The organism is Rhodococcus sp. DMU1 (assembly GCF_012272955.1).
Lineage (GTDB): Bacteria > Actinomycetota > Actinomycetes > Mycobacteriales > Mycobacteriaceae > Rhodococcus > Rhodococcus aetherivorans.
In genome coordinates this window covers 1,773,340-1,794,257 of the sequence record NZ_CP050952.1, presented here as the reverse complement: position 1 = coordinate 1,794,257, position 20,918 = coordinate 1,773,340, and the positions used below count along the sequence as shown (strand labels likewise).

The window sequence follows — 20,918 nt, the reverse complement described above, 5'->3', positions numbered from 1 at the left end:
TCCGCCGGTCCGAAGGGGCGCCCCTGCGGCGCGAGCCGCCTACTGTGAAGCCATGGCCGAAAATCCCGAGCAGCAGTTCCGAATCGAACACGACACCATGGGTGAGGTCCGGGTCCCGGCCGACGCCCTGTGGCGCGCTCAGACCCAGCGGGCCGTGGAGAACTTCCCGATCTCCGGCCGCGGCCTCGAACGCACCCAGATCCGCGCGATGGGCCTGCTCAAGGCGGCGTGTGCCCGGGTCAACCAGGACCTGGGCCTGCTCGACGCGGAGAAGGCCGACGCGATCGTCGCCGCCGCTACCGAGATCGCCGAGGGCCTGCACGACGACCAGTTCCCCATCGACGTGTTCCAGACCGGTTCGGGCACGAGCTCGAACATGAACGCCAACGAGGTCATCGCGAGCCTCGCCGCGCAGCGCGGGGTGACGGTGCATCCCAACGATCACGTCAACATGTCGCAGTCGTCGAACGACACCTTCCCCACCGCGACGCACGTCGCCGCCACCGAGGCGGCGGTGAAGGATCTCATCCCGGCCCTCGACCAGCTGCGGGCGTCCCTCGCCGTGAAGGCGGAGGAGTGGAAGCGGGTCGTCAAGTCCGGCCGGACCCATCTGATGGATGCCGTGCCGGTCACGCTCGGGCAGGAGTTCGGGGGCTACGCCCGGCAGATCGAGGCCGGCATCGAGCGGGTGCAGGCGACGCTGCCGCGGCTCGGCGAGCTGGCCATCGGCGGCACCGCCGTCGGGACGGGCCTGAATGCCCCCGAGGGGTTCGGCCCCCGCGTCGTCGCCGAACTGGTGCGCGCGACCGGGGTGGAGGCGCTGACGCCGGCGAAGAACAGTTTCGAAGCGCAGGCCGCGCGCGACGGTCTGGTCGAGGCGTCCGGGGCGCTGCGGACCATCGCGGTCTCGCTGACGAAGATCGCGAACGACATCCGGTGGATGGGGTCGGGTCCGTTGACGGGTCTCGCCGAGATCCAGCTGCCGGACCTGCAGCCGGGCAGCTCGATCATGCCGGGCAAGGTGAACCCCGTGCTGCCGGAGGCGGTGACCCAGGTGGCGGCGCAGGTCGTGGGCAACGATGCGGCCGTGGCGTGGGGCGGCGCCGCGGGCGCGTTCGAGCTCAACGTGTACATCCCGATGATGGCCCGCAACCTGCTCGAGTCGTTGCGCCTACTGGCCAACGTCTCGCGCCTGTTCGCCGAGCGGTGCGTCGACGGTCTCGTGGCGAACACCGAGCACCTGCGCACCCTGGCGGAGTCGTCGCCGTCGATCGTGACGCCGCTGAACTCGGCGATCGGATACGAGGAGGCCGCCGCGGTCGCGAAGGAGGCGCTGCGGGAGAAGAAGACGATCCGGCAGGCGGTGATCGACCGGGGCCTGATCGGCGACGGCCTGAGCGAGGAGGAGCTGGACCGGCGGCTCGACGTGCTGGCGATGACGCGGGTCGAGCCGCAGGGCTGACTGCGCCCGACGCCGGTGGGTCTTGTGACAGGCGTCTCATCGTGGTCTCATATGAAGCTGAATTCCAATTCAGGTCTTCAGGAAGCGAGACGCCATGACCACCGTCCCCACCGTCACCGGCACCGTCGACAGCGGCAGCCTCGGCCGGACGTTGATGCACGAGCACCTGTTCGTCCTCTCCCCCGAACTGCACGGCAACTGGGACATCGGCGTCGACCTCGACGCGGCGGTCGCGGAGGCGATCGACCGCGTCCGGGAGGTGCACGCGGCCGGCTTCGACACGTTCGTCGACCTCACCGTGGTCGGCACGGGCCGCAACATCGACCTGATCCGGCGGGTCGCCGAGGCCACCGACATGAACATCGTCGTGGCGACCGGTCTCTACACCTACATGGACCTGCCGCACTACTTCCACTACCGCGGTCCCGGCACCCTGTTCGGTGGCCCGGAACCCCTGGTGGACTTCTTCGTCCGCGACATCGAGGAGGGCATCCTCGATTCCGGAGTGCGCGCCGGAATGCTCAAGTGCGCCATCGACGCCCCGGGCCTGACCGCAGGCGTCGAACGCACGGCCCGGGCCGTGGCGGTCGCCCACCGCCGCACCGGCGTGCCGATCACCGTGCACACCCACGCCCACTCCGAGTCGGGGCTGGTGATGCAGCGCCTGTTCACCGAGGAGGGTGTCGACCTCTCCCGTGTGATCGTCGGCCACAGCGGCGATTCCGACGACATCGGCTACCTCACGTCGCTGATGGACGCCGGGTCGTACATCGGCATGGACCGCTGCGGCGTCGACGTCTACCTCGGATTCGAGCAGCGGGTGAAGACCATCGCGACCCTCGTCGAGCGCGGCTATGCCGGCCGGATGCTGCTGTCGCAGGACTACGCCACCCTCAACGACTGGCTCGATCCGAAGATGCTCGCCGTGGAGACGCCGCGGTGGAGCTACATGCACCTGCACAACGACGTGCTGCCCGCCCTGCGGGAGGCCGGGGTGAGCGAGGCGGACATCGACCGGATGCTGATCGACAACCCGCGCGAGATCTTCGAACGCCGCGACACGTACTGAGTCGGGTGCCGTCCGCTGCCGGGTGTGGCACCCGGCAGCGGACGGCGCGGATCACACCGCCGACTCGGAGCGGCGTACGACGAACCGGGACAACTCGTCCCGGTCGATGGCCCGCTTGAGGATCTTCCCGGACGCCCCCTTCGGCAGTGCGTCGACGAAGCGGACGATGCGGGGTGCCTTGTAGGCGGACAACCGCTCCCGGCACCATCGCACGACGTCCTCGGCGTCGGCGCCGCCGCCGTCGCGCAGCACGACCACCGCGGCGATCTCCTCGCCGTAGTGCCGGTCCGGGACGCCCACCACGGCGGCCTCGACGACGTCGGGATGCTCGTAGAGCACCTCCTCCACCTCGCTGGGGTACACGTTGTAGCCGCCGCGGATGACGAGGTCCTTGACCCGGTCGACGATGCGCAACCGGCCCTGCTCGTCGAACTCTCCGAGGTCGCCGGTGCGGAACCAGCCCTGCTCGTCGAGCACGGCCGCGGTGTCGGCCGGGCGCTGCCAGTAGCCGGCCATGACGACGGGTCCGCGGACGAACACCTCCCCCACCTCGCCGGACCCGCACGGGGCACCGTCCGGCCCGTAGACCTCGACCTCGATGTCCGGGGCCGCGGTTCCGCTGTACCCGATGCGCGCCGGGACGTCCCCCCACGAGAAGGTCGCCATGGCCGTGGTCTCCGTCAGGCCGTAGCCCTCCCGGATGGTGCAGCCGAAGCGCTGCTCGAAGTCGCGGGCCACCTCACCCGGCAGCGACGCTCCCCCCGAGACCGCCAGCCGCAGCCCCTCGAAATCCGCCGGGCCGTAGGGCGATTCGGCATGCAGCATCGCGTTCCACATGGTCGGAACCCCGCACACCACCGTCAGCCGATCCCGGACCACGAGATCGAGCATCGCCGCCGGGTCGAACGGGGACAGCAGGGACAGGGAGGATCCGGCGGTGAACGCCGACATCATCACCGAGGCCTGGCCGAAGATGTGGAACAGCGGCAATCCGGTCCCCACGCGGTCCTCGGGTCCCGATCCGGACAATGTGCACGAAATACGGCCCGCGGACAGCAGATTCGAGACGGTGAGCTGGGCCCCCTTGGGGCGGCCGGTGGTGCCCGACGTGTACAGCACCGCCGCGATGTCGCCGTCGGCACGGTCGACGGGGTCGATGGGGTCCTCCCCGACCGCGGCGCCCGGCTCCAGCGGCAGCCACGGCACGCCGAGACCCTCCGCGGCCTCGGCCACCGAGGCGGAGGCGCCGTGCCAGGCGATCGCGAGCACGGCCCGCGAGTCCCCGAGCGTATAGCTCAGCTCGGCCGCGGTGGACATGGTGTTCACCGGAACCACCACGGCGCCGACCGCCTGGATGCCCAGGTAGGCCACGACGAATTCGGGTACCGACGGGGCGAGCAGGAGCACCCGGTCGCCGGTGGTGACGCCGCGACCGCGGAGCAGTGCGCCGTAGCGCAGCGCGTCGTCGCGAAGCCGGCGATAGCTTCGCTGCCCGTCCTGCGTGCGCAGGGCGATGCGTTCCGGCGCCGCGTCCGCATGGGCGAGGACGGGGTCGAGAACACTGGCCATGACTGGTTTCCCTTCGTCGAGTGACATTTTGGGGGGAGGCCCGCTCGTGATTGACATCACATGACGGATGCCCCAGACTAGCACCACAGCCTGAACCCGAATTCATGTTTGAGTGCTGTTTCTCGGCCCGTCCGACCGGAGGAATTGATCTGTGACATCGTCATCCGTGAGTCCGACCGGCATCGCGCCCGCCGGCACGTCGCACCACACGCGCGCTCATCGTAAGCTGCTCGCCGCCGGGCTCATCGGCAGCTCGATCGAGTGGTACGACTTCTTTCTCTACGGCACCGCCGCGGCGCTGGTCTTCCCGCACGTGTTCTTCCCCGACAGCTCACCCCTGATGGGAACGCTGTTGTCCTTCAGCACCTTCTGGGCCGGATTCGTGGCCCGTCCCATCGGCGGACTCGTAGCCGGCCACTTCGGTGACCGCTACGGCCGCAAACCCGTCGTCGTGGTCTCCCTGCTGCTCATGGGCCTGGCGACGTTCCTCATCGGCTGCCTGCCCTCCGCCGCCTCCATCGGCGTCCTCGCCCCCATCCTCCTGGTGACGCTGCGCTTCCTGCAGGGCATCGCCTGCGGCGGACAGTGGGGTGGAATCGTCCTGCTGCTCACCGAGTCCGCGGATCCCAAGCGGCGCGGCTTCGCCGGCACGTTCGGGCAGATGGGTGTGCCGTGCGGCGTCATCCTGGGCAACGTCGCCTTCCTGACGGCGACGGCCGCGATGCCGAACGAGGTGTTCCTCGACTGGGGCTGGCGGATCCCGTTCCTCGCCAGCGCGGCGCTGTTCCCCGTCGTCCTCTACATCCAGACCAAGGTGGAGGACACCCCCGAATTCCGGGAACTGCAGGCCGAAGTCGCAGCCACCCGGCCCGAGCAGCAGGTCGTCCAGGCCCCGCTGGCCGAGGCGATCCGCACCCACTGGCGCAAGATCCTGCTGGGCTGCGGCCTGCTCGCCGCGACGAACTCGCTGTTCTACATCAGCATCGCCGGCGTCCTGAGCTACGGCACCACCGAACTCGGCATGAACCGCAACTCGATCCTGGCCGTGTCGCTGGCCAGCTCGCTGGTGGGTCTCGGGTTCATCCTGTGGTCGGGGTGGATCTCCGACCGCGTCGGCCGCCGGCCGATGATCATGATCGGGGCCGCGGCGCTCGTGCTGTGGGCCTTCCCCTACTTCTGGCTCGTCAACACCGCGAATCTCGTGTTGTTCGCGGTGGCCGTCACGGTCGGCTCGATCTTCCAGTCCATGACGTACGGCCCACTGGCGGCGTACCTGGGCGAGCTCTTCGAACCGAACGTCCGGCTCTCGGGCGCGTCGCTCGCCTACCAGCTCGCCGCCGTCACCGTCAGCGGTGGCACGCCGTTCATCATGACCGCCCTGATCGCCAACACCGGCACGACGACGTGGGTCTCGGTGTTCGTGGCCCTGATGGGCGCCCTCACGCTGTTCTCGGCGTGGGTGCTGAAGGAGACCAACCCCGCCGCGGTGCGCCGCGACCCGAAGGCCGTCCCGGGCATCGCCCACGCACGGTAACCGGAACGGGTGCTGCCGGCCTCCACGATCACTCGTGGAGGCCGGCAGCATCTTTGCCGTATACCCCTCAGGCGACGACGCGGGCGAGCGACTCGGCCACCGCGACCGGCTTCTCCTGCCCCTCGCGCTCGAACGTCTGCAGCGTCCGGATCTGGATGCCGCCGCCGGCGGCCTCGGCCCCGAGAACCTGCATGCGCATCCGGATGCGGGAGCCCACCGGCAGCGGCGAGACGAAGCGCACCTTGTCGTAGCCGTAGTTGAGCCCGTGGGCGAACCCGTCGAAGCTCATGAGCTTGTAGGACAGTCCCGGCCCCAGCGAGAGCACTAGCAGACCGTGCGCGATCGTCGTGCCCAGAGGACTCGTCGCGGCGCGCTCGGGGTCGACGTGGATCCACTGGTGGTCGTCGGTGACCTCGGCGAAGGCGTTCACGAGTTCCTGGGTGACCGGCACCCAGTCCGTCGGCCCGATATCCCGTCCCACCAGGGCCTGGAGGTCGTCGAGGCCCGTGGGACGCACGGGCAGGGTGGTGATGTCGTCGGTCATGGATGCTTCCTCTCCGCGCGGCCGGAACGACTCGCGCCGAATCAAAACTTGAAGTTGAAACCGCGTTCAACTATACAGAGAGGGAGACGTCCGTCACCATCCTCTTCGCGACGCACCGCCTTCGACGACGGGCGATCCCAGCCCTGCCCCCCTTCCGCCAGGAGTGACCATGTCGGTCTACGAAATGTCCGAGCGCACCGTGCAGTACCGCGACACCCTGCTCGCCTTCATGGACGAGCACGTCTACCCCGCCGAGGCGGTGTACGAGGAGCAGATGCGCGCCTCCGGGGACCCGCACTTCCAGCCCCCGATCCTCGAGGAGCTCAAGGCCGAGGCCCGCCGGCGTGGCCTGTGGAACCTCTTCCACCCCCACCCCGACTGGGGCCCGGGTCTGACCAACCTCGAGTACGCGCCCCTCGCCGAGATCATGGGCCGCAGCCACATCGCCTCCGAGGCGTGCAACTGCAACGCCCCCGACACCGGCAACATGGAGGTGCTCACCCTCTTCGGGACCGACGAGCACAAGGAGAAGTACCTGCGCCCGCTGCTCGAGGGCACGATGGCCTCGGCGTTCGCGATGACCGAACCCGCCGTCGCCAGCTCCGACGCCACCAACATCGAGCTGTCCATGGTCCGGGACGGCGACGAGTACGTCCTCAACGGGCGTAAGTGGTTCGCCTCCAACGCGATGCACAAGAACTGCAAGGTGCTCATCGTGATGGGCAAGACCGATCCCACCGCCGCCCCGCACCGCCAGCAGTCGATGATGGTCGTCCCGATCGACGCCCCCGGCGTGACAGTGGTGCGCAACCTGCCGGTCTTCGGGTACGCCGACCGCGAGGGCCACGCCGAGATCACCTTCGAGAACGTGCGGGTGCCGAGCAAGGACGTCCTCGCGGGCGAGGGCGAGGGCTTCGCGATCAGCCAGGCCCGGCTCGGACCCGGCCGCATCCACCACTGCATGCGCGCCATCGGCATGGCCGAGCGGGCCCTCGAGCTCCTGTGCCGGCGCGCGTCGAGCCGGGTGACGTTCGGTCAGCCCCTCAGCGAGCGCGCCAACATCCAGGACTGGATCGCCGAGGCCCGCATCGAGATCGAGATGACCCGGCTGCTCACCCTGAAGGCGGCGCACCTGATGGACACCGTCGGCAACAAGCAGGCACGCATGGAGATCGCGGCCATCAAGGTCGCCGCCCCGACGATGGCGCTGAAGATCATCGACCGTGCCATCCAGGTGCACGGCGGCGGCGGCGTCACCGACGACTTCCCGCTCGCGATGATGTACGCACACATGCGCACGCTGCGCCTCGCCGACGGCCCCGACGAGGTGCACAAGCGCTCCATCGCCGTCGCCGAGCTGCGCAAGTACCGCACCGCTCCCGCCGGCGCCCCGTCGGTCAACGGCCACAAGGTGACGGTGGGCTGACCCATGACCGGACTCGATCTGACCGGCCGCACCGCGATCGTCACCGGGGCGTCCCGCGGTATCGGCCTGGCCGTCGCCCGGGACCTCGCGGCGGCCGGCGCGAACGTGGTGCTCACCTCCCGCAAGCAGGACGCGGCCGACGCCGCGGCCGCGCAGGTCACCGCGGCCGGGGTGCGGGGCACCGCACTCGGTGTCGGCGCGCACGCGGTCGACGAGGACGCGGCCCGACGGTGCGTCGAACTCACCGTCGAGCGGTTCGGGCGCCTGGACATCCTCGTCAACAACGCCGGCACCAACCCCGCGTTCGGCCCGGTGATCGCCCAGGACCACGCCCGGTTCGCCAAGACCTTCGACGTCAACCTGTGGGGTCCGGTGCTGTGGACCTCCCTGGCCGTGCGGGAGTGGATGGGCGAGCACGGGGGCGCGGTCGTCAACACCGCCTCCGTCGGCGGGATGGCACCCGAAGCGAACATCGGCCTCTACAACGCCTCGAAGGCGGCGCTGATCCACCTCACCCGCCAGCTCGCCCTCGAGCTGGCGCCGCGGGTGCGGGTCAACGCCGTCGCCCCGGGCGTCGTGCGCACTCGCCTGGCCGAGGCCCTGTGGAAGGACCACGAGGACCGGCTCGACGCGGCCCTGCCGCTCGGCAGGATCGGCGAGCCGGCCGACATCGCCTCGGCGGTGGCCTTCCTCGCCTCCGACGCGGCGAGCTGGATCACCGGCGAGACCCTCGTCGTCGACGGTGGAGCGATGCTCGGTACCGCCGCCGCAGCCGAGACCGGCGTCGCCGCCCGCTGAGCGCACCTCCGCACACCGAACTCGAGCGAAAGGTAACCCTATGAAGGCCTGGCGAATTCACGAAGTGGGCGAGCCCAAGGAAGCGCTGCAGCTGACGGACGTCCCCGACCCCGAGGCGGGGCCCGGACGGCTCGTCGTGCGCGTCGCCGCGGCGCCGGCCAACTTCCCCGACGTGCTGCTGTGCCGCGGGCAGTACCAGCTGAAGCCGGAACTGCCCTTCACACCGGGCGTCGAACTCGCCGGGACCGTCGTCGCGGCCGGCGAGGGCGTCACCCGCTTCGCCGTCGGCGACCGGATCATCGGCAATCCCGAGTTCCCCTTCGGCGGATTCGCCGAGCTCGCCGTGGTTCCGGAGGAGGACGCCTACCGCGCTCCGGCGTCCCTCGACGACGCCGAGGCCTCGGCGCTGTCGATCGGGTACCAGACGTCGTGGTTCGCCCTGCACCGCCGTACGCAGTTGCGGGCCGGGGAGACCCTGCTCGTGCACGCTGCCGCCGGTGGGGTCGGCAGTGCCGCAGTGCAACTCGGCAAGGCCGCCGGGGCCACCGTGATCGGTGTCGTCGGCGGTGCCGAGAAGGCCGACTACTGCCGGGCTCTCGGCGCCGACGTCGTCGTCGACCGGCACCGCGAGGACTTCGTCGACGTCGTCAAGGACGTCACCGCCGGCCGCGGCGCGGACGTGATCTACGACCCCGTCGGCGGCGACTCGTACAACCGCTCCACCAAGTGCATCGCGTTCGAGGGCCGCATCCTGGTGATCGGGTTCGCCGGGGGCACCATCCCGCAACCGGCGCTGAACCACGCGCTCATCAAGAACTACTCGATCATCGGCCTGCACTGGGGCCTGTACCGGCAGTACAACCGTGCCGCGATCGAGGCGTGCCACGAGGAACTGTGCCGCCTCGCCGACGACGGCGCCATCAAGCCGCTGATCAGCGAGCGGCTCTCCCTCGACGACGTCGCCGACGGGGTGGCCCGCCTCGGGGACGGGCACACCGTCGGCCGGCTCGTGTTCCAGCCGTAGCCGGCGCGGGCTACATCGGGACGGGTTACTTCGGGATCACCTGCGTCGCACCCGCGACGTAGGTGATGGTGCCCATCTCGAACTCGCTCTCCAGGCCGTTCGGGATCGGGCGCTCGTCACTGATCGGGAAGCCGAGTTCACCCTCCGCGCCGCCCTGGGCCTCCCAGGCGGTGCGGATCTCGCCCCACACCACGTGCGAGTCGGTGTCGGGACTCCAGGCGATGATGCCGCCCTCGAACTCCGCAATGTAGCCGTCGCCGACGTCCTGCTGATCCGCGGTCGGCGCCCCGAGGGGGCTGTTCGCCCCGCCGATCTCGTTGTACTTCGCGAGAATCGGCCCGCTGATGGTGTACTCGGCGCCGCCCGCACCCGGCAGCGTGGTCGTCTCCTCCACGGAGGCGCCCGGTTCCGTGGGGCCTCCGGTTCCGGTGGCGTCTTCGACCGCGGACCGGCCGGCGGACGTTGCCCCCTCGACCGCGGACTGCGCTGCACTCGTGGCGCTGCCGACCACATCCTCTGCGGTGGTGCCGTCGTCGCTGCTGCAGCCGGCCAGTACCAGCCCTGCAGCGGCGACGGCCGCGGCGACAGTGGCAGAACGACGCGGGATTCGATTCATGGGATCACTCCTCGTTGGCATCCGAACACCGGCCCCTCGACGCTAACCATCCCGTGCCGTCCCGTGCGGCGGTTTCCTCGCGCCGGACCGGACCGCGCGGCCGGTGCCCGTCCGCGCCCCGCCGCGATCGCAGCATCGGCGCAGGTCGCGCCCGGTGCGGCGGTTCGACCGTCCCGGCCCGCTCTCCTCGTCACAGTCGGACAACGATCGGCGAACGAGGCTGCGACCGGCGTCCGTCGCCGTCACCGGCGCCCGTGACGCGGAACAGAACGCTTCCGCGCCACGGACGCAGGGCTTACCATGCGACGGACGAGAAAGGCCGTGACATGCGCGCACCCCGTCGTCGCCGGATCGGCGCCGCCCTCGCCCTCGTGGCGACCCTGTCGGCCGGGTGCGTCTCGGTCGACACCGATTCCCCGACGTCCTCGGCACCGGCCTCGCCGGAGTCCCGGTCGCTCACTCCCCCGCAGGTTGCCGGCGTCGACATCCCGGACGGGCAGGTCGACGACGCCGTCGGCCGCCTCGACGACCTCGCACGCGAACTGATGGATCGGACCGCCATCCCCGGGATGGCCGTCGCGGTCGTGCACCGCGGTGAGATCGTGTACGCGAAGGGGTTCGGTGTGCGCGAGGCCGGCCGCGACGCCGCAGTGGATGCCGACACCGTCTTCCAGCTGGCGTCGATGTCGAAGCCGCTCGGCGCAACCGTCGTCGCACACCAGGTCGGCGAGGGCGTGATCGGCTGGGACACCCCGGTGATCGAACGCCTGCCGGGCTTCGCCCTCGCGGACCCGTACGTGACGAGCCGCGTGACCGTCGGCGATCTCTACGCCCATCGCTCCGGGCTTCCCGACCACGCCGGCGACGAGCTCGAGGATCTCGGTTTCGACCGCGAGCAGGTGTTCGACCGGTTCCGCCTGCTGCCGCTCGGGCCGTTCCGGGATTCCTACGAGTACACCAACTTCGGGCTCACGGCCGCGGCGCAGGCGGTGGCCGACGCGTCCGGGGCCGACTGGGCGGACCTGTCGGCGCGCGTGCTGTACGAACCCCTCGGAATGACCTCCACCAGTTCACGATTCGAGGACTACGAGGCCCGGCCCAACCGGGCCGTGGGTCATCAGCTCGTCGACGGCGACTACGTCGCGCGCGCCGTCCGGGATCCCGACGCCCAGTCCCCGGCCGGCGGGGTGAGCGCCTCGGTCACCGACGTCGCGCGGTGGCTGACCATGCTGCTCGGCGACGGTGAGTACCAGGGCCGGCGCATCGTCGACGCGGACGCCCTGCTGCCGGCGGTGTCCCCGCAGGCCGTGTCGAGCCCGCCGGGCACCGTCGACAGCCGGGCGGGGTTCTACGGGTACGGGTTCAATGTGGGCACGAGCCCGGCCGGGCGGGTGACGCTGAGCCATTCCGGGGCGTTCTCGCTGGGTGCCGCGACCGCGTTCACGGCCCTGCCGTCGGCGGACGTCGCGATCGTCGCGCTCACCAACGCCGCCCCGATCGGCGTGCCGGAGACCCTCGCCGCCGAGTTCGCCGATCTCGTGCAGTTCGGCGAGATCCGCGAGGACTGGTTCGCCCTCTACGAGAAGGCGTTCGCATCGTTCGACGACCCGAAGGGCTCGCTCGTCGGACGCCCCGCTCCCACGAATCCGGCCCCGGCCCGCCCCCTCGGGCAGTACACCGGCGTCTACACCAGCGAGTACTACGGTCCCGCGCGGATCGACGATCGCGCCGGCACACTGGTGCTCACCATCGGTCCCGCCGGGCAGACCTACCGGCTCGACCATTGGGACGGCGACGTGTTCACCTTCCCGATCTACGGCGGTGAGAACGCCCCGGACGGGACGATCTCCACGGCCACCTTCACCCCCGACGGCGTCACGTTCGAGTACTGGAACGAGAACGGCCTGGGAACCTTCACCCGAACAGGAGCGTCATGACCGAGCCGCACACCTCCGTGGACGAGAAGTCCGTCGCCGTCGTCCGCGAGTTCCTCGACGCGATGGTCGCCGAGGACGTCGAGCGCGCCGTCGCCCTCCTCGACCCGGACATCGCCTGGCACAACACGTCGCTGCCGACCGTGCGGGGCCTGCCCCGCGTGCGGCGCATCCTCGAGGGCCTGCGCCGGCCGTCGCTGGGCTTCGACGTCACCATCCATCACATCGCCGCGACCGGAAACGTGGTGCTCACCGAGCGCACCGACGTCCTGCGCCTCGGCCCCGTCTCCACCCGGTTCTGGGTGTGCGGCACGTTCGAACTGCGCGACGGGAAGATCGCGGTGTGGGACGACCACTACAACGTCGGCACGATCGTCGGCGCACTGGGCGCCGGCGCGCTCCGGGCGGTGCTGCGCCGGTCGTAGAATCTCCCCGGCCGCCGAACCGTTCGACGGCGACGAGGCAGGGAGCACGACGATGACCGACGCCGACCGGACGCCCGCGTTCGAGGCCGGAGTTCAGGTCCGCAGCGAGGTGATGGGCGCCGACTTCGTCGAGCGGGCCTTCGACCGCGCCCGCGGCACCGACTCCGAGGAGATGCAGGAGTTCGTCACCGAGCACGTGTGGGGCTCGGTGTGGACCCGGCCGGGACTCGACCGTCGCAGCCGCAGCCTGCTCAACCTGGGCATGCTGATCGCGCTGCGCGCGGAGAACGAGCTGCGCGGGCACGTGCGCGGCGCCCTGCGAAACGGTCTGACCCGCACCGAGATCGTCGAGGCGGTCATCCACGCGGGCGCCTACTGCGGCGCCCCGGCCGGCCTGGCCGCGATGCGCGTCGTCCAGGAGGTCCTCGAGGCCGAACTCGGCCCGCGCCCCTCGCAGGACTGACCCGCCCGCGCGGGGCGGTGGCCGAATGTCACATCGGGTCGATCACATCGCACCGGTGTGACATTCGGCCCACCAGCCGACGGCGTCAGGCGCCCGGGGCGAACTCCTCGAGCATCTCGGTCACCAGCGCCGCGATCGGCGAGCGCTCACTGCGGGTCAAGGTGACGTGCGCGAAAAGCGGATGCCCCTTGAGCTTCTCGATCACCGCCGCGACGCCGTCGTAGCGGCCCACCCGCAGGTTGTCGCGCTGGGCGACGTCGTGGGTGAGCACCACCCGCGAGCCGGCGCCGAGCCGGGACAGCACGGTGAGCAGCACGTTGCGCTCGAGGGACTGGGCCTCGTCGACGATGACGAACGAGTCGTGCAGCGACCGGCCCCGGATATGGGTCAGCGGAAGCACTTCCAGCATGCCCCGGCTGATGACCTCGTCCATCACCTCCGGGCTCGCGAGACCGTCGAGGGTATCGAACACGGCCTGCGCCCACGGCCCCATCTTCTCGCTCTCGCTGCCGGGCAGATAGCCCAGTTCCTGTCCGCCGACGGCGTACAACGGCCGGAACACCACGACCTTGCGCTGGGTGCGACGCTCCAGCACGGCCTCGAGGCCCGCGGTCAGCGCCAGCGCCGACTTGCCCGTCCCGGCTTTCCCGCCGAGCGAGACGATGCCGACGGACTCGTCGAGCAGCAGGTCCAGCGCCACCCGCTGTTCCGCGGAACGGCCGTGCAACCCGAACGCCTCCCGATCTCCGCGCACCAGCTGCACCCGCTTGTCCGGCGTGACCCGGCCCAGGGCGCTGGACGAGCCGCCCAGCAGCCGGATCCCGGTGTGGCACGGCAGATCCCTCGCGGTGTCGAGGTCGACGATCCCCTCGGCGAACAGGTCGTCGATCAGCGCCCTGTCCACCTCGAGCTCGGTCATGCCGGTCCAGCCCGACGTCACCACGTCCTGGGCGTGGTACTCGTCGGCGGTCAGCCCGACGGCACCGGCCTTGACCCGGAGCGGAATGTCCTTGCTGACCAGCACCACGTCGCGGCCGTCGCCGGCGAGGTTCAACGCGCACGCGAGGATCCGGGAGTCGTTGGTGTCGGTGCGGAATCCGGCCGGCAACACCTCCGGGTCGGTGTGGTTGAGCTCGACGTGCAGGGTGCCTCCCGCGGTCCCGATGGGGATGGGCTGATCGAGCCGGCCGTACTGCAGGCGCAGGTCGTCGAGCAGCCGCAACGATTCCCTCGCGAACCAACCCAGTTCGTGATGGTGCCGTTTGCCTTCGAGTTCGCCGATCACTACGAGGGGCAGCACCACTTCGTGCTCAGCGAAGCGGGTCACCGCCCACGGATCGGAGAGCAACACGGAGGTGTCCAGTACGAAGGTGCGTACATCGGGTTTCTTCGCCGGGGTCCTGCCGGAGCGGCGGGCGGGGACGGAGCGTGTTGCAGTCACGTGAGGCTCCTAGATCTGTGCAGCACCACACAGACTTCGTTCGATGGGCCGGTCGAACCTGGTGTCCACGAGGGACACGAGGGCCGGGTGCCGGCCCCTCGCTCTGCCTGTCACAGTCACGATCAGGACCTCCCGCGTAGCCGGCAACTGCGCCGTCTACACCCCCGACGCTAACGCCGACACGCCCCGTCCGCTCGATGAGCGACGAGGCGTGTCGGTGAAGATTGGGTAAACGAGACGATCCGGACAGATTGCCGGGCGTCGCGCCTAGACCAGGTTCCAGTCCTCGAGACCCTGGTACAGCGGAGCGTCGGCGGCAAGCTTGCTCACCCGGCCGCGCAGCGTCGCGGTGTCGGACGACCCCGTCAACGCGGCCGCGATGATCTCGGCGACCTCGGTGAACTGCTCGTCCCCGAAGCCGCGGGTGGCCAGTGCCGGGGTGCCGATGCGCAGACCGGACGTGACCATCGGCGGACGCGGGTCGAACGGAACCGCGTTGCGGTTGACGGTGATGCCGATCTCGTGCAGCAGGTCCTCGCCCTGCTGGCCGTCGAGCTGCGAGTTGCGCAGATCGACGAGGACGAGGTGCACGTCGGTGCCGCCGGTCAGCACGGTGATGCCCTTGTCGGTGACATCGGACTGCATCAGGCGCTCGGCGAGGATCTGCGCACCGGAGACGGTGCGGCGCTGCCGGTCCTTGAACTCCTCGCTCGCGGCGATCTTCAGCGCGACGGCCTTCGCGGCGATGACGTGCATGAGCGGGCCGCCCTGCTGGCCCGGGAACACCGCGGAGTTGATCTTCTTGGCCCACTCCTGCTTGGCGAGGATCAGACCCGAGCGCGGGCCGCCGAGGGTCTTGTGGACGGTGGTGGACACGACGTCGGCGTACGGCACCGGCGACGGGTGCAGGCCCGCGGCGACGAGCCCGGCGAAGTGCGCCATGTCGACCCACAGGTAGGCGCCGACCTCGTCGGCGATGGAGCGGAACGCGGCGAAGTCCTCGTGCCGCGGGTACGCGGACCATCCCGCGACGATGACCTTCGGCTTCTCGGCCACCGCGATGGAGCGGACCTCGTCCATGTCGACGCGGTGGTCGTCCTTGCTGACCCCGTAGGACGCGACGTCGTACAGCTTGCCGGAGAAGTTCAGCTTCATGCCGTGGGTCAGGTGCCCGCCGTGGGCGAGGTCGAGCCCCAGCAGCTTCTCGCCCGGGTTCATCAGCGCCATCAGCACGGCGGCGTTGGCCTGCGCGCCCGAGTGCGGCTGGACGTTCGCGAACTCGGCACCGAACAGTTCCTTGGCGCGGGTGCGGGCGAGGTCCTCGACGATGTCGACGTTCTCGCAGCCGCCGTAGTAGCGGCGCCCCGGGTAGCCCTCGGCGTACTTGTTGGTGAGCACGCTGCCCTGCGCCTGGAGCACCGCGCGCGGCACGAAGTTCTCCGACGCGATCATCTCGAGCGTGTCGCGCTGGCGCGACAGCTCGCCGGCCATGGCCTGCGCCAGCTCGGGGTCGAGGTCTGAGAGCGAGGCGGTGTTGACGTCGGTGCCGGGCACAACGGTCATCGAGGATTCTCCAAGCTGGGGACGGCAGGAATTCACCTACCAGTCTACGAACCTCACCCCCGGTCGAGGAACCCGGTCCCCTCGGGCAATGGACCAGGTCACGCCCGCTCGTTACCGCAGGGCGCTGGGCACCAGCGGTTCGTCGAGCAGGCGACGGAACCGTTCGATGCGTTCCGCGCCCGCAGGGGCCTGCGCCAGCCAGCCACCGAGCAGGCGGTAACCCTCGACGTAGGTGCTGATGTAGGCGCGCCACAACGGCGACGACAGGAAGCGCAGCGACTGCCGGGCCCGCTCCGGGCTCGACAGCGACCAGCGCTGCAGGAAGGCGACGACGTCGTCGCCGGTGCGGCCGCGGTCGTGCAGGAGCAGGGCGGCGTCCTGGCGGACGCCGAGCAGGCCGGCGGACGCCTCGTGCAGCTTCTCGGCGAGTTCACCGTCGAACCGCAGGCCCAGGTCGGCGTAAATGTCCTGCGCCCACTGTCCCCAGCCGGGCCCGACGATCGTCTCGAGGGCGAGGTCTGCGAGCCCCTCGGCCATGAGGCACTGCGGGGTGTTGACGACGAAGAGGGTCTGCTCGTCGTGCCCGCCGGCGACGAGTCCGGCCTCCTTGCGGCAGTGTTCGGTGTGGTGGCCGGGGTAGGACTCGTGCGCGATCAGCCGCGGCAGGTGGGACATGTGCTGTTCGAGGTCGGAGTTGATCGCGACGCGGGAGCGGTAGTTGCCGAGGTAGTAGTTGAACCCGGACCACGGTTTGTCGCCGACCACCTCGTATTCGACGGTTTCGGTCTCGGGCAGTGGGAACACCGCGCGGACCCTGTCGCGCAGGGCGCTCGAGAAGGCGTCGACACACTCGGCGAGGCGGTCGGCGGGGACGACCTCGGACTTGCGGTGGGCCTGCACTCGCTCGGCGAGCGGGCCGCTGCCGGGCAGCAGCGCGTCGATGCGGCGGTGGGCCTCGCGGTACGCGTCCTCGTCGCCCATGTCGATATGCACGTCGAAGTAGGCCTCGACCTCGTCGACGAAGGCGATGTCCGCACCGGCGAACTTGCGGGCCGAGCATTCGAGGGCGCGCAGGTGCACGTCGAGGAAGCGGGTGCGCTCGTCGGAGAGCCCGGAGACGGGCAGCGCGGCCCGCAGTGTGCGCGCGGTGTGGGATAAATCACGAGGATCGGGGGCCGGCGCGTTCTCCACCCGGCCACGCAGGGCGGGGTCGCCGGTGAAGGCGTCGACGAAACCCTCCTCGAGCCGGTCGAATGCCAGGCCGAGCAGGAGATATTCGCGCACCAACGAGTCCGGGTCCATGCCCTGGCACCCTAGTCCCCCGGATCGGCCCCGTGCCTGCCGGCGAACCCGGAAACCGGACCCCGCGCGGCGAGCGGATGTGTCAGCGAGCACAATCGGCCGATATGGACATCCTTCGCCGCCAGCCATACCCGGGGTATGCCGCCGGGCCCGTCGTCGAGTCGGGAGTGTGCCGGTGGCGCGTCTGAGCGAGCCGAGTCCGTACGTCGAGTTCGATCGCAAGCAGTGGCGGACGCTGCGCAAGTCGACGCCGCTGGTGCTGACCGAGGAGGAACTGCGCGGCCTGCGCGGCCTCGGCGAGCAGATCGATCTGGCGGAGGTGGCGGAGGTGTACCTCCCGCTGGCCCGTCTGATCCACCTGCAGGTCGCCGCCCGGCAGCGGTTGTTCGCCGCGACCGCCACGTTCCTCGGCGAGAAGCACCCGGACCAGCAGGTGCCGTTCGTGATCGGGGTGGCCGGGTCGGTCGCGGTCGGCAAGTCGACGACGGCACGCGTGCTGCAGGCACTGCTGGCGCGGTGGGAGCACCATCCCCGGGTGGACCTGGTGACCACCGACGGCTTCCTGTACCCCTCCCGGGAGCTGATGCGTCGGAACATCATGCACCGCAAGGGCTTTCCGGAGAGCTACGACCGTCGCAAGCTGCTGCGGTTCGTCACGGAGGTCAAGTCCGGCGCCGCAGAGGTGGCCGCTCCGGTGTACTCGCACATCTCCTACGACATCATCCCGGGCCAGTACCACGTGGTGCGGCAACCGGACATCCTCATCATCGAGGGCCTGAACGTCCTGCAGACCGGTCCACGGCTGATGGTCTCGGATCTGTTCGACTTCTCGATCTACGTCGACGCCCGCCTCGAGGACATCGAGAAGTGGTATGTCGAGCGGTTTCTCGCGCTCCGCAAGACGGCGTTCTCCGACCCCGACGCGCATTTTCACCACTACGCGAACCTGTCGGACCGCGACGCCGTGGGGGCCGCGAAGGAGATCTGGCATTCGATCAACCGGCCGAACCTGGTGGACAACATCCTGCCGACGCGGCCGCGCGCAACGCTGGTCCTGCGCAAGGACTCCGACCATTCGGTCAACCGCCTGCGCCTGCGGAAGCTGTAGGCGGCTTCGCCGCCGGTGTGTCCTTCGGGCGGCGGAAACAGCCCGAAGGACACACCGCGGCTACGTCCCGAACCGGCGGTGCCGCGCCGCGAAGTCGCGCAGGGCGCGAAGGAAGTCCACGCGGCGGAACTCCGGCCAGTAGGCCTCGGTGAACCAGATCTCGGAGTACGCGCTCTGCCAGAGCAGGAAGCCCGAGAGCCGCTGCTCGCCGGAGGTCCGGATGACGAGATCGGGATCGGGCTGCCCCGAGGTGTAGAGGTGATCGCTGATGGCCTCGACCGTGACGGCCTCGACCAGGCCCTCGCCGTCGAGCCCCTCGGCCTGCTTGGCCCGGAGCAGGGCCTGTACGGCGTCGGCGATCTCCTGCCGGCCGCCGTAGCCGACCGCGACATTGACGTGGGTGCCGGTGCGCCCCTGCGTGCGCTCGGCGGCCTCGCTCAGCCGCCGGCCCAGTTCGTCCGGCAGCAGGTCGAGCGTGCCGACGATCTTGACGCTCCAGTTCTGCTCCGGCCCGGAGATCTCCTCGACGACGTCGGTGATGATCTCGAGCAGCGCCTCGAGCTCCTCGGGCTCACGTTGCAGGTTCTCCGTGGAGAGCAGGTAGATGGTGGCCCGCTCGATGCCGGCGGCGTCGCACCAGCTCAGCAGTTCGGCGATCTTCAGTGCGCCCATGCGGTGCCCGTGGCTGACGTCGGTGAACCCGTTCTCGCGGGCCCAGCGACGGTTGCCGTCGCACATCACGGCGACGTGCCGGGGGTGCTGCGCGCCGTCCAGCTTGCTCAGCAGCCGTCGTTCGTAGAGCTGATACAGCAGGCCGCGCGCGTTCACCCCGAGATCACCACGCGGGTCACATTACGCTCACGGTCGTCTCCGGTCGCAGCGGCGGTCGTGGCCGACGCCCGTGCGCCGGCCTCCGCCCCGTCGCGGATCCGGCACACCGCGAAAGTTACGGAAGCGTAGGTTACTCTTCGGTATCGAAGGGAGGCCCGACCATGACGGTTTTCGGGATCGACGAACTGCCCGTGAAGCCGCGGATGCGCGGCTGGATCCATCTGTGGGCGTTCGGCGTCGCAGTGGTGGCCGGCATCGCGCTGGTGGTCCTGTCGCAGACCGTGGCCGATCCGCCCGCGGGCTGGTCGACGGTGATCTACAGCCTCACCGTCTGCGGTGTGTTCGGCGTGAGCGCCCTCTATCACCGCGTCCACTGGCACAATCCGCGGGCACGCACGTGGATGAAGCGTGCGGACCACTCGATGATCTTCCTGTTCATCGCCGGCAGCTACACCCCCTTCGCGACGCTCGCCCTGCCGCCGGAGACCGGCCGCACCCTGTTGTTCGTGGTGTGGGCCGGCGCCCTCGCGGGGGTCGCGCTGAAGATGCTCTGGCCCACCGCGCCGCGCTGGGTGGGAGTCCCGCTGTACCTGCTGCTCGGCTGGGCGATCGTCCCCGTCGCCGGTCAGCTGATCGACGAGGCGGGCATCGTCCCGATGGTGCTGCTGCTCGTCGGCGGCATCCTCTACAGCATCGGCGCGATCCTCTACGCCACCAAGTGGCCCGACCCGTGGCCGCACGTCTTCGGCTACCACGAGTTCTTCCACGCGGCGACTGTGCTCGCCGCGCTGTGCCATGCCGTTGCCGTGTGGCTGGTGGTGTTCGGGTAAACCCGTTCGGACGAAGATCACATCGGTGGCAGCCGCGGCACGGATCCGTAGACTCGGCCGGGATGACTGTTCAGCGACTGGCATTCGAACTGACCGAAACCAACCGGGAGTGGCTCGTCGAGCGGCCGCTGACGATCGCGGGATACCTCGTGGCAGCGCTGATCCTGAGGTATGTGCTGCACCGGTTCATCGACCGGATGACGAAGCCGCGGCACCAGAACGGCAAACCCGGCCTGCTCCGGCCCTTCCAGGAACGCGCCCCCAGGGGCCTGCCGGGCGTGCTGGTCAACGAGCGGCGCACGCAGCGCGCCGAGACGATCGGCTCGGTGCTCAAGTCCGGCGTCTCCGTCGTGGTGCTCGTCTGGTGCGTCCTGCAGATCCTCGGCACGCTCGGACTCAACGTCGCGCCGTTCATCGCGTCCGCCGGCATCGTCGGCGTGGCCCTCGGTTTCGGTGCGCAGAACCTGGTGCGTGACTTCATCTCCGGAATGTTCATGCTGCTCGAGGACCAGTACGGCGTCGGCGACGTCGTCGACCTGGGCGACGCGGTCGGCACCGTCGAATCCGTCGGCCTGCGGGTCACCACCGTCCGCGACATCAGCGGCACCCTCTGGTACTGCCGCAACGGCGAGATCCTGCGCGTGGGCAACATGAGCCAGGGTTACGCCGTCGCCGTCGTCGACTCCCCCATCGCCCACGCCGCCAACGTGCACCGGGCCTGCGAGGTGGCCCTGCGCGCGGCCCTCGAGACGGTCGAACGCGACGACCTGGCCGGCGACATCCTCGAGCCGCCCGAGATGCTCGGCGTCAACTCCGTCACCCCGGAGTCGGTGACGCTGCGGATCACCGTGCGCACGCGTGCCGGCAAGCAGTGGGCCGTGCAGCGGGCGATCGCCCGCGCGGTGCTCGAGGCGTTCGACGGCAACGGCATCGACGCTCCGCTGCCGGCGCTGCTCACTCCGTCCCGCGCCGGCTGAGC

General features: G+C 70.0%; 19 protein-coding genes. 12 read left to right on the top strand and 7 right to left on the bottom strand.

All coding sequences use genetic code 11. The annotated features are described in order from the left end of the window. Positions 1 to 52 precede the first annotated feature (52 nt). Positions 53 to 1,462 carry a class II fumarate hydratase gene (locus HFP48_RS08505; protein ID WP_006932904.1) on the top strand — a complete coding sequence of 470 codons (1,410 nt, stop codon included), beginning with the start codon at positions 53 to 55 and terminating at the stop codon, positions 1,460 to 1,462. A 94-nt stretch (positions 1,463 to 1,556) separates the two neighbouring features. Continuing rightward, a complete protein-coding gene (locus HFP48_RS08500; RefSeq protein ID WP_006932897.1) occupies positions 1,557 to 2,531 on the top strand; it encodes a phosphotriesterase in 975 nt (324 codons plus the stop codon). A 51-nt stretch (positions 2,532 to 2,582) separates the two neighbouring features. Here HFP48_RS08500 and HFP48_RS08495 read toward each other — a convergent pair whose 3' ends face one another. Further along, on the bottom strand, positions 2,583 to 4,100 hold the full coding sequence (locus tag HFP48_RS08495) for an AMP-binding protein (RefSeq protein ID WP_168579350.1): 1,518 nt from the start codon (positions 4,098 to 4,100) through the stop codon (positions 2,583 to 2,585). 151 nt (positions 4,101 to 4,251) lie between these two features. On the opposite strand from HFP48_RS08495, the gene HFP48_RS08490 reads away from it, so the two are divergent. Further along, complete coding sequence (locus HFP48_RS08490) at positions 4,252 to 5,634, top strand: MFS transporter (RefSeq protein ID WP_029542223.1); 1,383 nt, start codon at positions 4,252 to 4,254, stop codon at positions 5,632 to 5,634. A 67-nt stretch (positions 5,635 to 5,701) separates the two neighbouring features. Here HFP48_RS08490 and HFP48_RS08485 read toward each other — a convergent pair whose 3' ends face one another. Beyond that, the gene (locus HFP48_RS08485; RefSeq protein ID WP_029542221.1) at positions 5,702 to 6,178 is read right to left on the bottom strand and encodes a MaoC family dehydratase; all 477 of its coding nucleotides are present in this window, start codon (positions 6,176 to 6,178) and stop codon (positions 5,702 to 5,704) included. 169 nt (positions 6,179 to 6,347) lie between these two features. Between HFP48_RS08485 and HFP48_RS08480 the strand changes: the two genes are divergently transcribed. The 3 genes from HFP48_RS08480 to HFP48_RS08470 are packed head-to-tail and all read left to right on the top strand — an operon-like array spanning position 6,348 to position 9,426. Next, entirely contained in the window at positions 6,348 to 7,604 is a 1,257-nt protein-coding gene (locus HFP48_RS08480) for an acyl-CoA dehydrogenase family protein (protein ID WP_029542219.1), read from the top strand. A 3-nt stretch (positions 7,605 to 7,607) separates the two neighbouring features. After that, the gene (locus tag HFP48_RS08475) at positions 7,608 to 8,402 is read left to right on the top strand and encodes an SDR family oxidoreductase (protein WP_006940406.1); all 795 of its coding nucleotides are present in this window, start codon (positions 7,608 to 7,610) and stop codon (positions 8,400 to 8,402) included. A gap of 40 nt (positions 8,403 to 8,442) precedes the next feature. Beyond that, complete coding sequence (locus HFP48_RS08470; RefSeq protein ID WP_006940405.1) at positions 8,443 to 9,426, top strand: NADPH:quinone oxidoreductase family protein; 984 nt, start codon at positions 8,443 to 8,445, stop codon at positions 9,424 to 9,426. Between the two features lie 25 nt (positions 9,427 to 9,451). On the opposite strand, the gene HFP48_RS08465 is transcribed toward HFP48_RS08470, so the two are convergent. Next, on the bottom strand, positions 9,452 to 10,042 hold the full coding sequence (locus tag HFP48_RS08465) for a hypothetical protein (protein ID WP_006940404.1): 591 nt from the start codon (positions 10,040 to 10,042) through the stop codon (positions 9,452 to 9,454). A gap of 326 nt (positions 10,043 to 10,368) precedes the next feature. Here HFP48_RS08465 and HFP48_RS08460 point away from each other — a divergent pair, with 326 nt between their 5' ends. Genes HFP48_RS08460 through HFP48_RS08450 form a run of 3 tightly spaced genes read left to right on the top strand, consistent with a single transcriptional unit; the run spans position 10,369 to position 12,864 of the window. After that, positions 10,369 to 11,979, top strand: coding sequence for a serine hydrolase (locus HFP48_RS08460; RefSeq protein WP_168579349.1), 1,611 nt, complete (start codon positions 10,369 to 10,371; stop codon positions 11,977 to 11,979). After that, a complete protein-coding gene (locus HFP48_RS08455; protein WP_006940402.1) occupies positions 11,976 to 12,401 on the top strand; it encodes a limonene-1,2-epoxide hydrolase family protein in 426 nt (141 codons plus the stop codon). The genes HFP48_RS08460 and HFP48_RS08455 overlap by 4 nt, the downstream gene beginning before the upstream one ends. Before the next feature lie 52 nt (positions 12,402 to 12,453). Then, a complete protein-coding gene (locus HFP48_RS08450) occupies positions 12,454 to 12,864 on the top strand; it encodes a carboxymuconolactone decarboxylase family protein (RefSeq protein ID WP_006940401.1) in 411 nt (136 codons plus the stop codon). Positions 12,865 to 12,949: 85 nt separating this feature from the next. Here the strand turns inward: HFP48_RS08450 and HFP48_RS08445 are convergent, their stop codons facing one another. The 3 genes from HFP48_RS08445 to HFP48_RS08435 all read right to left on the bottom strand — a co-directional run bounded on the left by HFP48_RS08445 (position 12,950) and on the right by HFP48_RS08435 (position 17,170). Then, the gene (locus HFP48_RS08445) at positions 12,950 to 14,227 is read right to left on the bottom strand and encodes a PhoH family protein (RefSeq protein ID WP_072634868.1); all 1,278 of its coding nucleotides are present in this window, start codon (positions 14,225 to 14,227) and stop codon (positions 12,950 to 12,952) included. 345 nt (positions 14,228 to 14,572) lie between these two features. Beyond that, positions 14,573 to 15,868 (bottom strand): serine hydroxymethyltransferase, encoded by a 1,296-nt coding sequence (gene glyA, locus HFP48_RS08440; RefSeq protein ID WP_006940399.1) that lies wholly within the window; start codon positions 15,866 to 15,868, stop codon positions 14,573 to 14,575. Between the two features lie 111 nt (positions 15,869 to 15,979). Next, positions 15,980 to 17,170 (bottom strand): hypothetical protein, encoded by a 1,191-nt coding sequence (locus tag HFP48_RS08435; RefSeq protein WP_006940398.1) that lies wholly within the window; start codon positions 17,168 to 17,170, stop codon positions 15,980 to 15,982. A 175-nt stretch (positions 17,171 to 17,345) separates the two neighbouring features. Between HFP48_RS08435 and coaA the strand changes: the two genes are divergently transcribed. Then, positions 17,346 to 18,278 carry a type I pantothenate kinase gene (coaA, locus tag HFP48_RS08430; protein WP_006940397.1) on the top strand — a complete coding sequence of 311 codons (933 nt, stop codon included), beginning with the start codon at positions 17,346 to 17,348 and terminating at the stop codon, positions 18,276 to 18,278. A gap of 60 nt (positions 18,279 to 18,338) precedes the next feature. On the opposite strand, the gene HFP48_RS08425 is transcribed toward coaA, so the two are convergent. Beyond that, a complete protein-coding gene (locus tag HFP48_RS08425; RefSeq protein WP_006940394.1) occupies positions 18,339 to 19,106 on the bottom strand; it encodes an isoprenyl transferase in 768 nt (255 codons plus the stop codon). A 164-nt stretch (positions 19,107 to 19,270) separates the two neighbouring features. On the opposite strand from HFP48_RS08425, the gene HFP48_RS08420 reads away from it, so the two are divergent. Both HFP48_RS08420 and HFP48_RS08415 read left to right on the top strand, forming a co-directional pair. After that, positions 19,271 to 19,939, top strand: a complete 669-nt coding sequence (locus tag HFP48_RS08420) for a hemolysin III family protein (protein ID WP_006940391.1) — start codon at positions 19,271 to 19,273, stop codon at positions 19,937 to 19,939. Between the two features lie 62 nt (positions 19,940 to 20,001). Next, on the top strand, positions 20,002 to 20,916 hold the full coding sequence (locus HFP48_RS08415) for a mechanosensitive ion channel family protein (protein ID WP_043799699.1): 915 nt from the start codon (positions 20,002 to 20,004) through the stop codon (positions 20,914 to 20,916). Positions 20,917 to 20,918 lie beyond the last annotated feature (2 nt).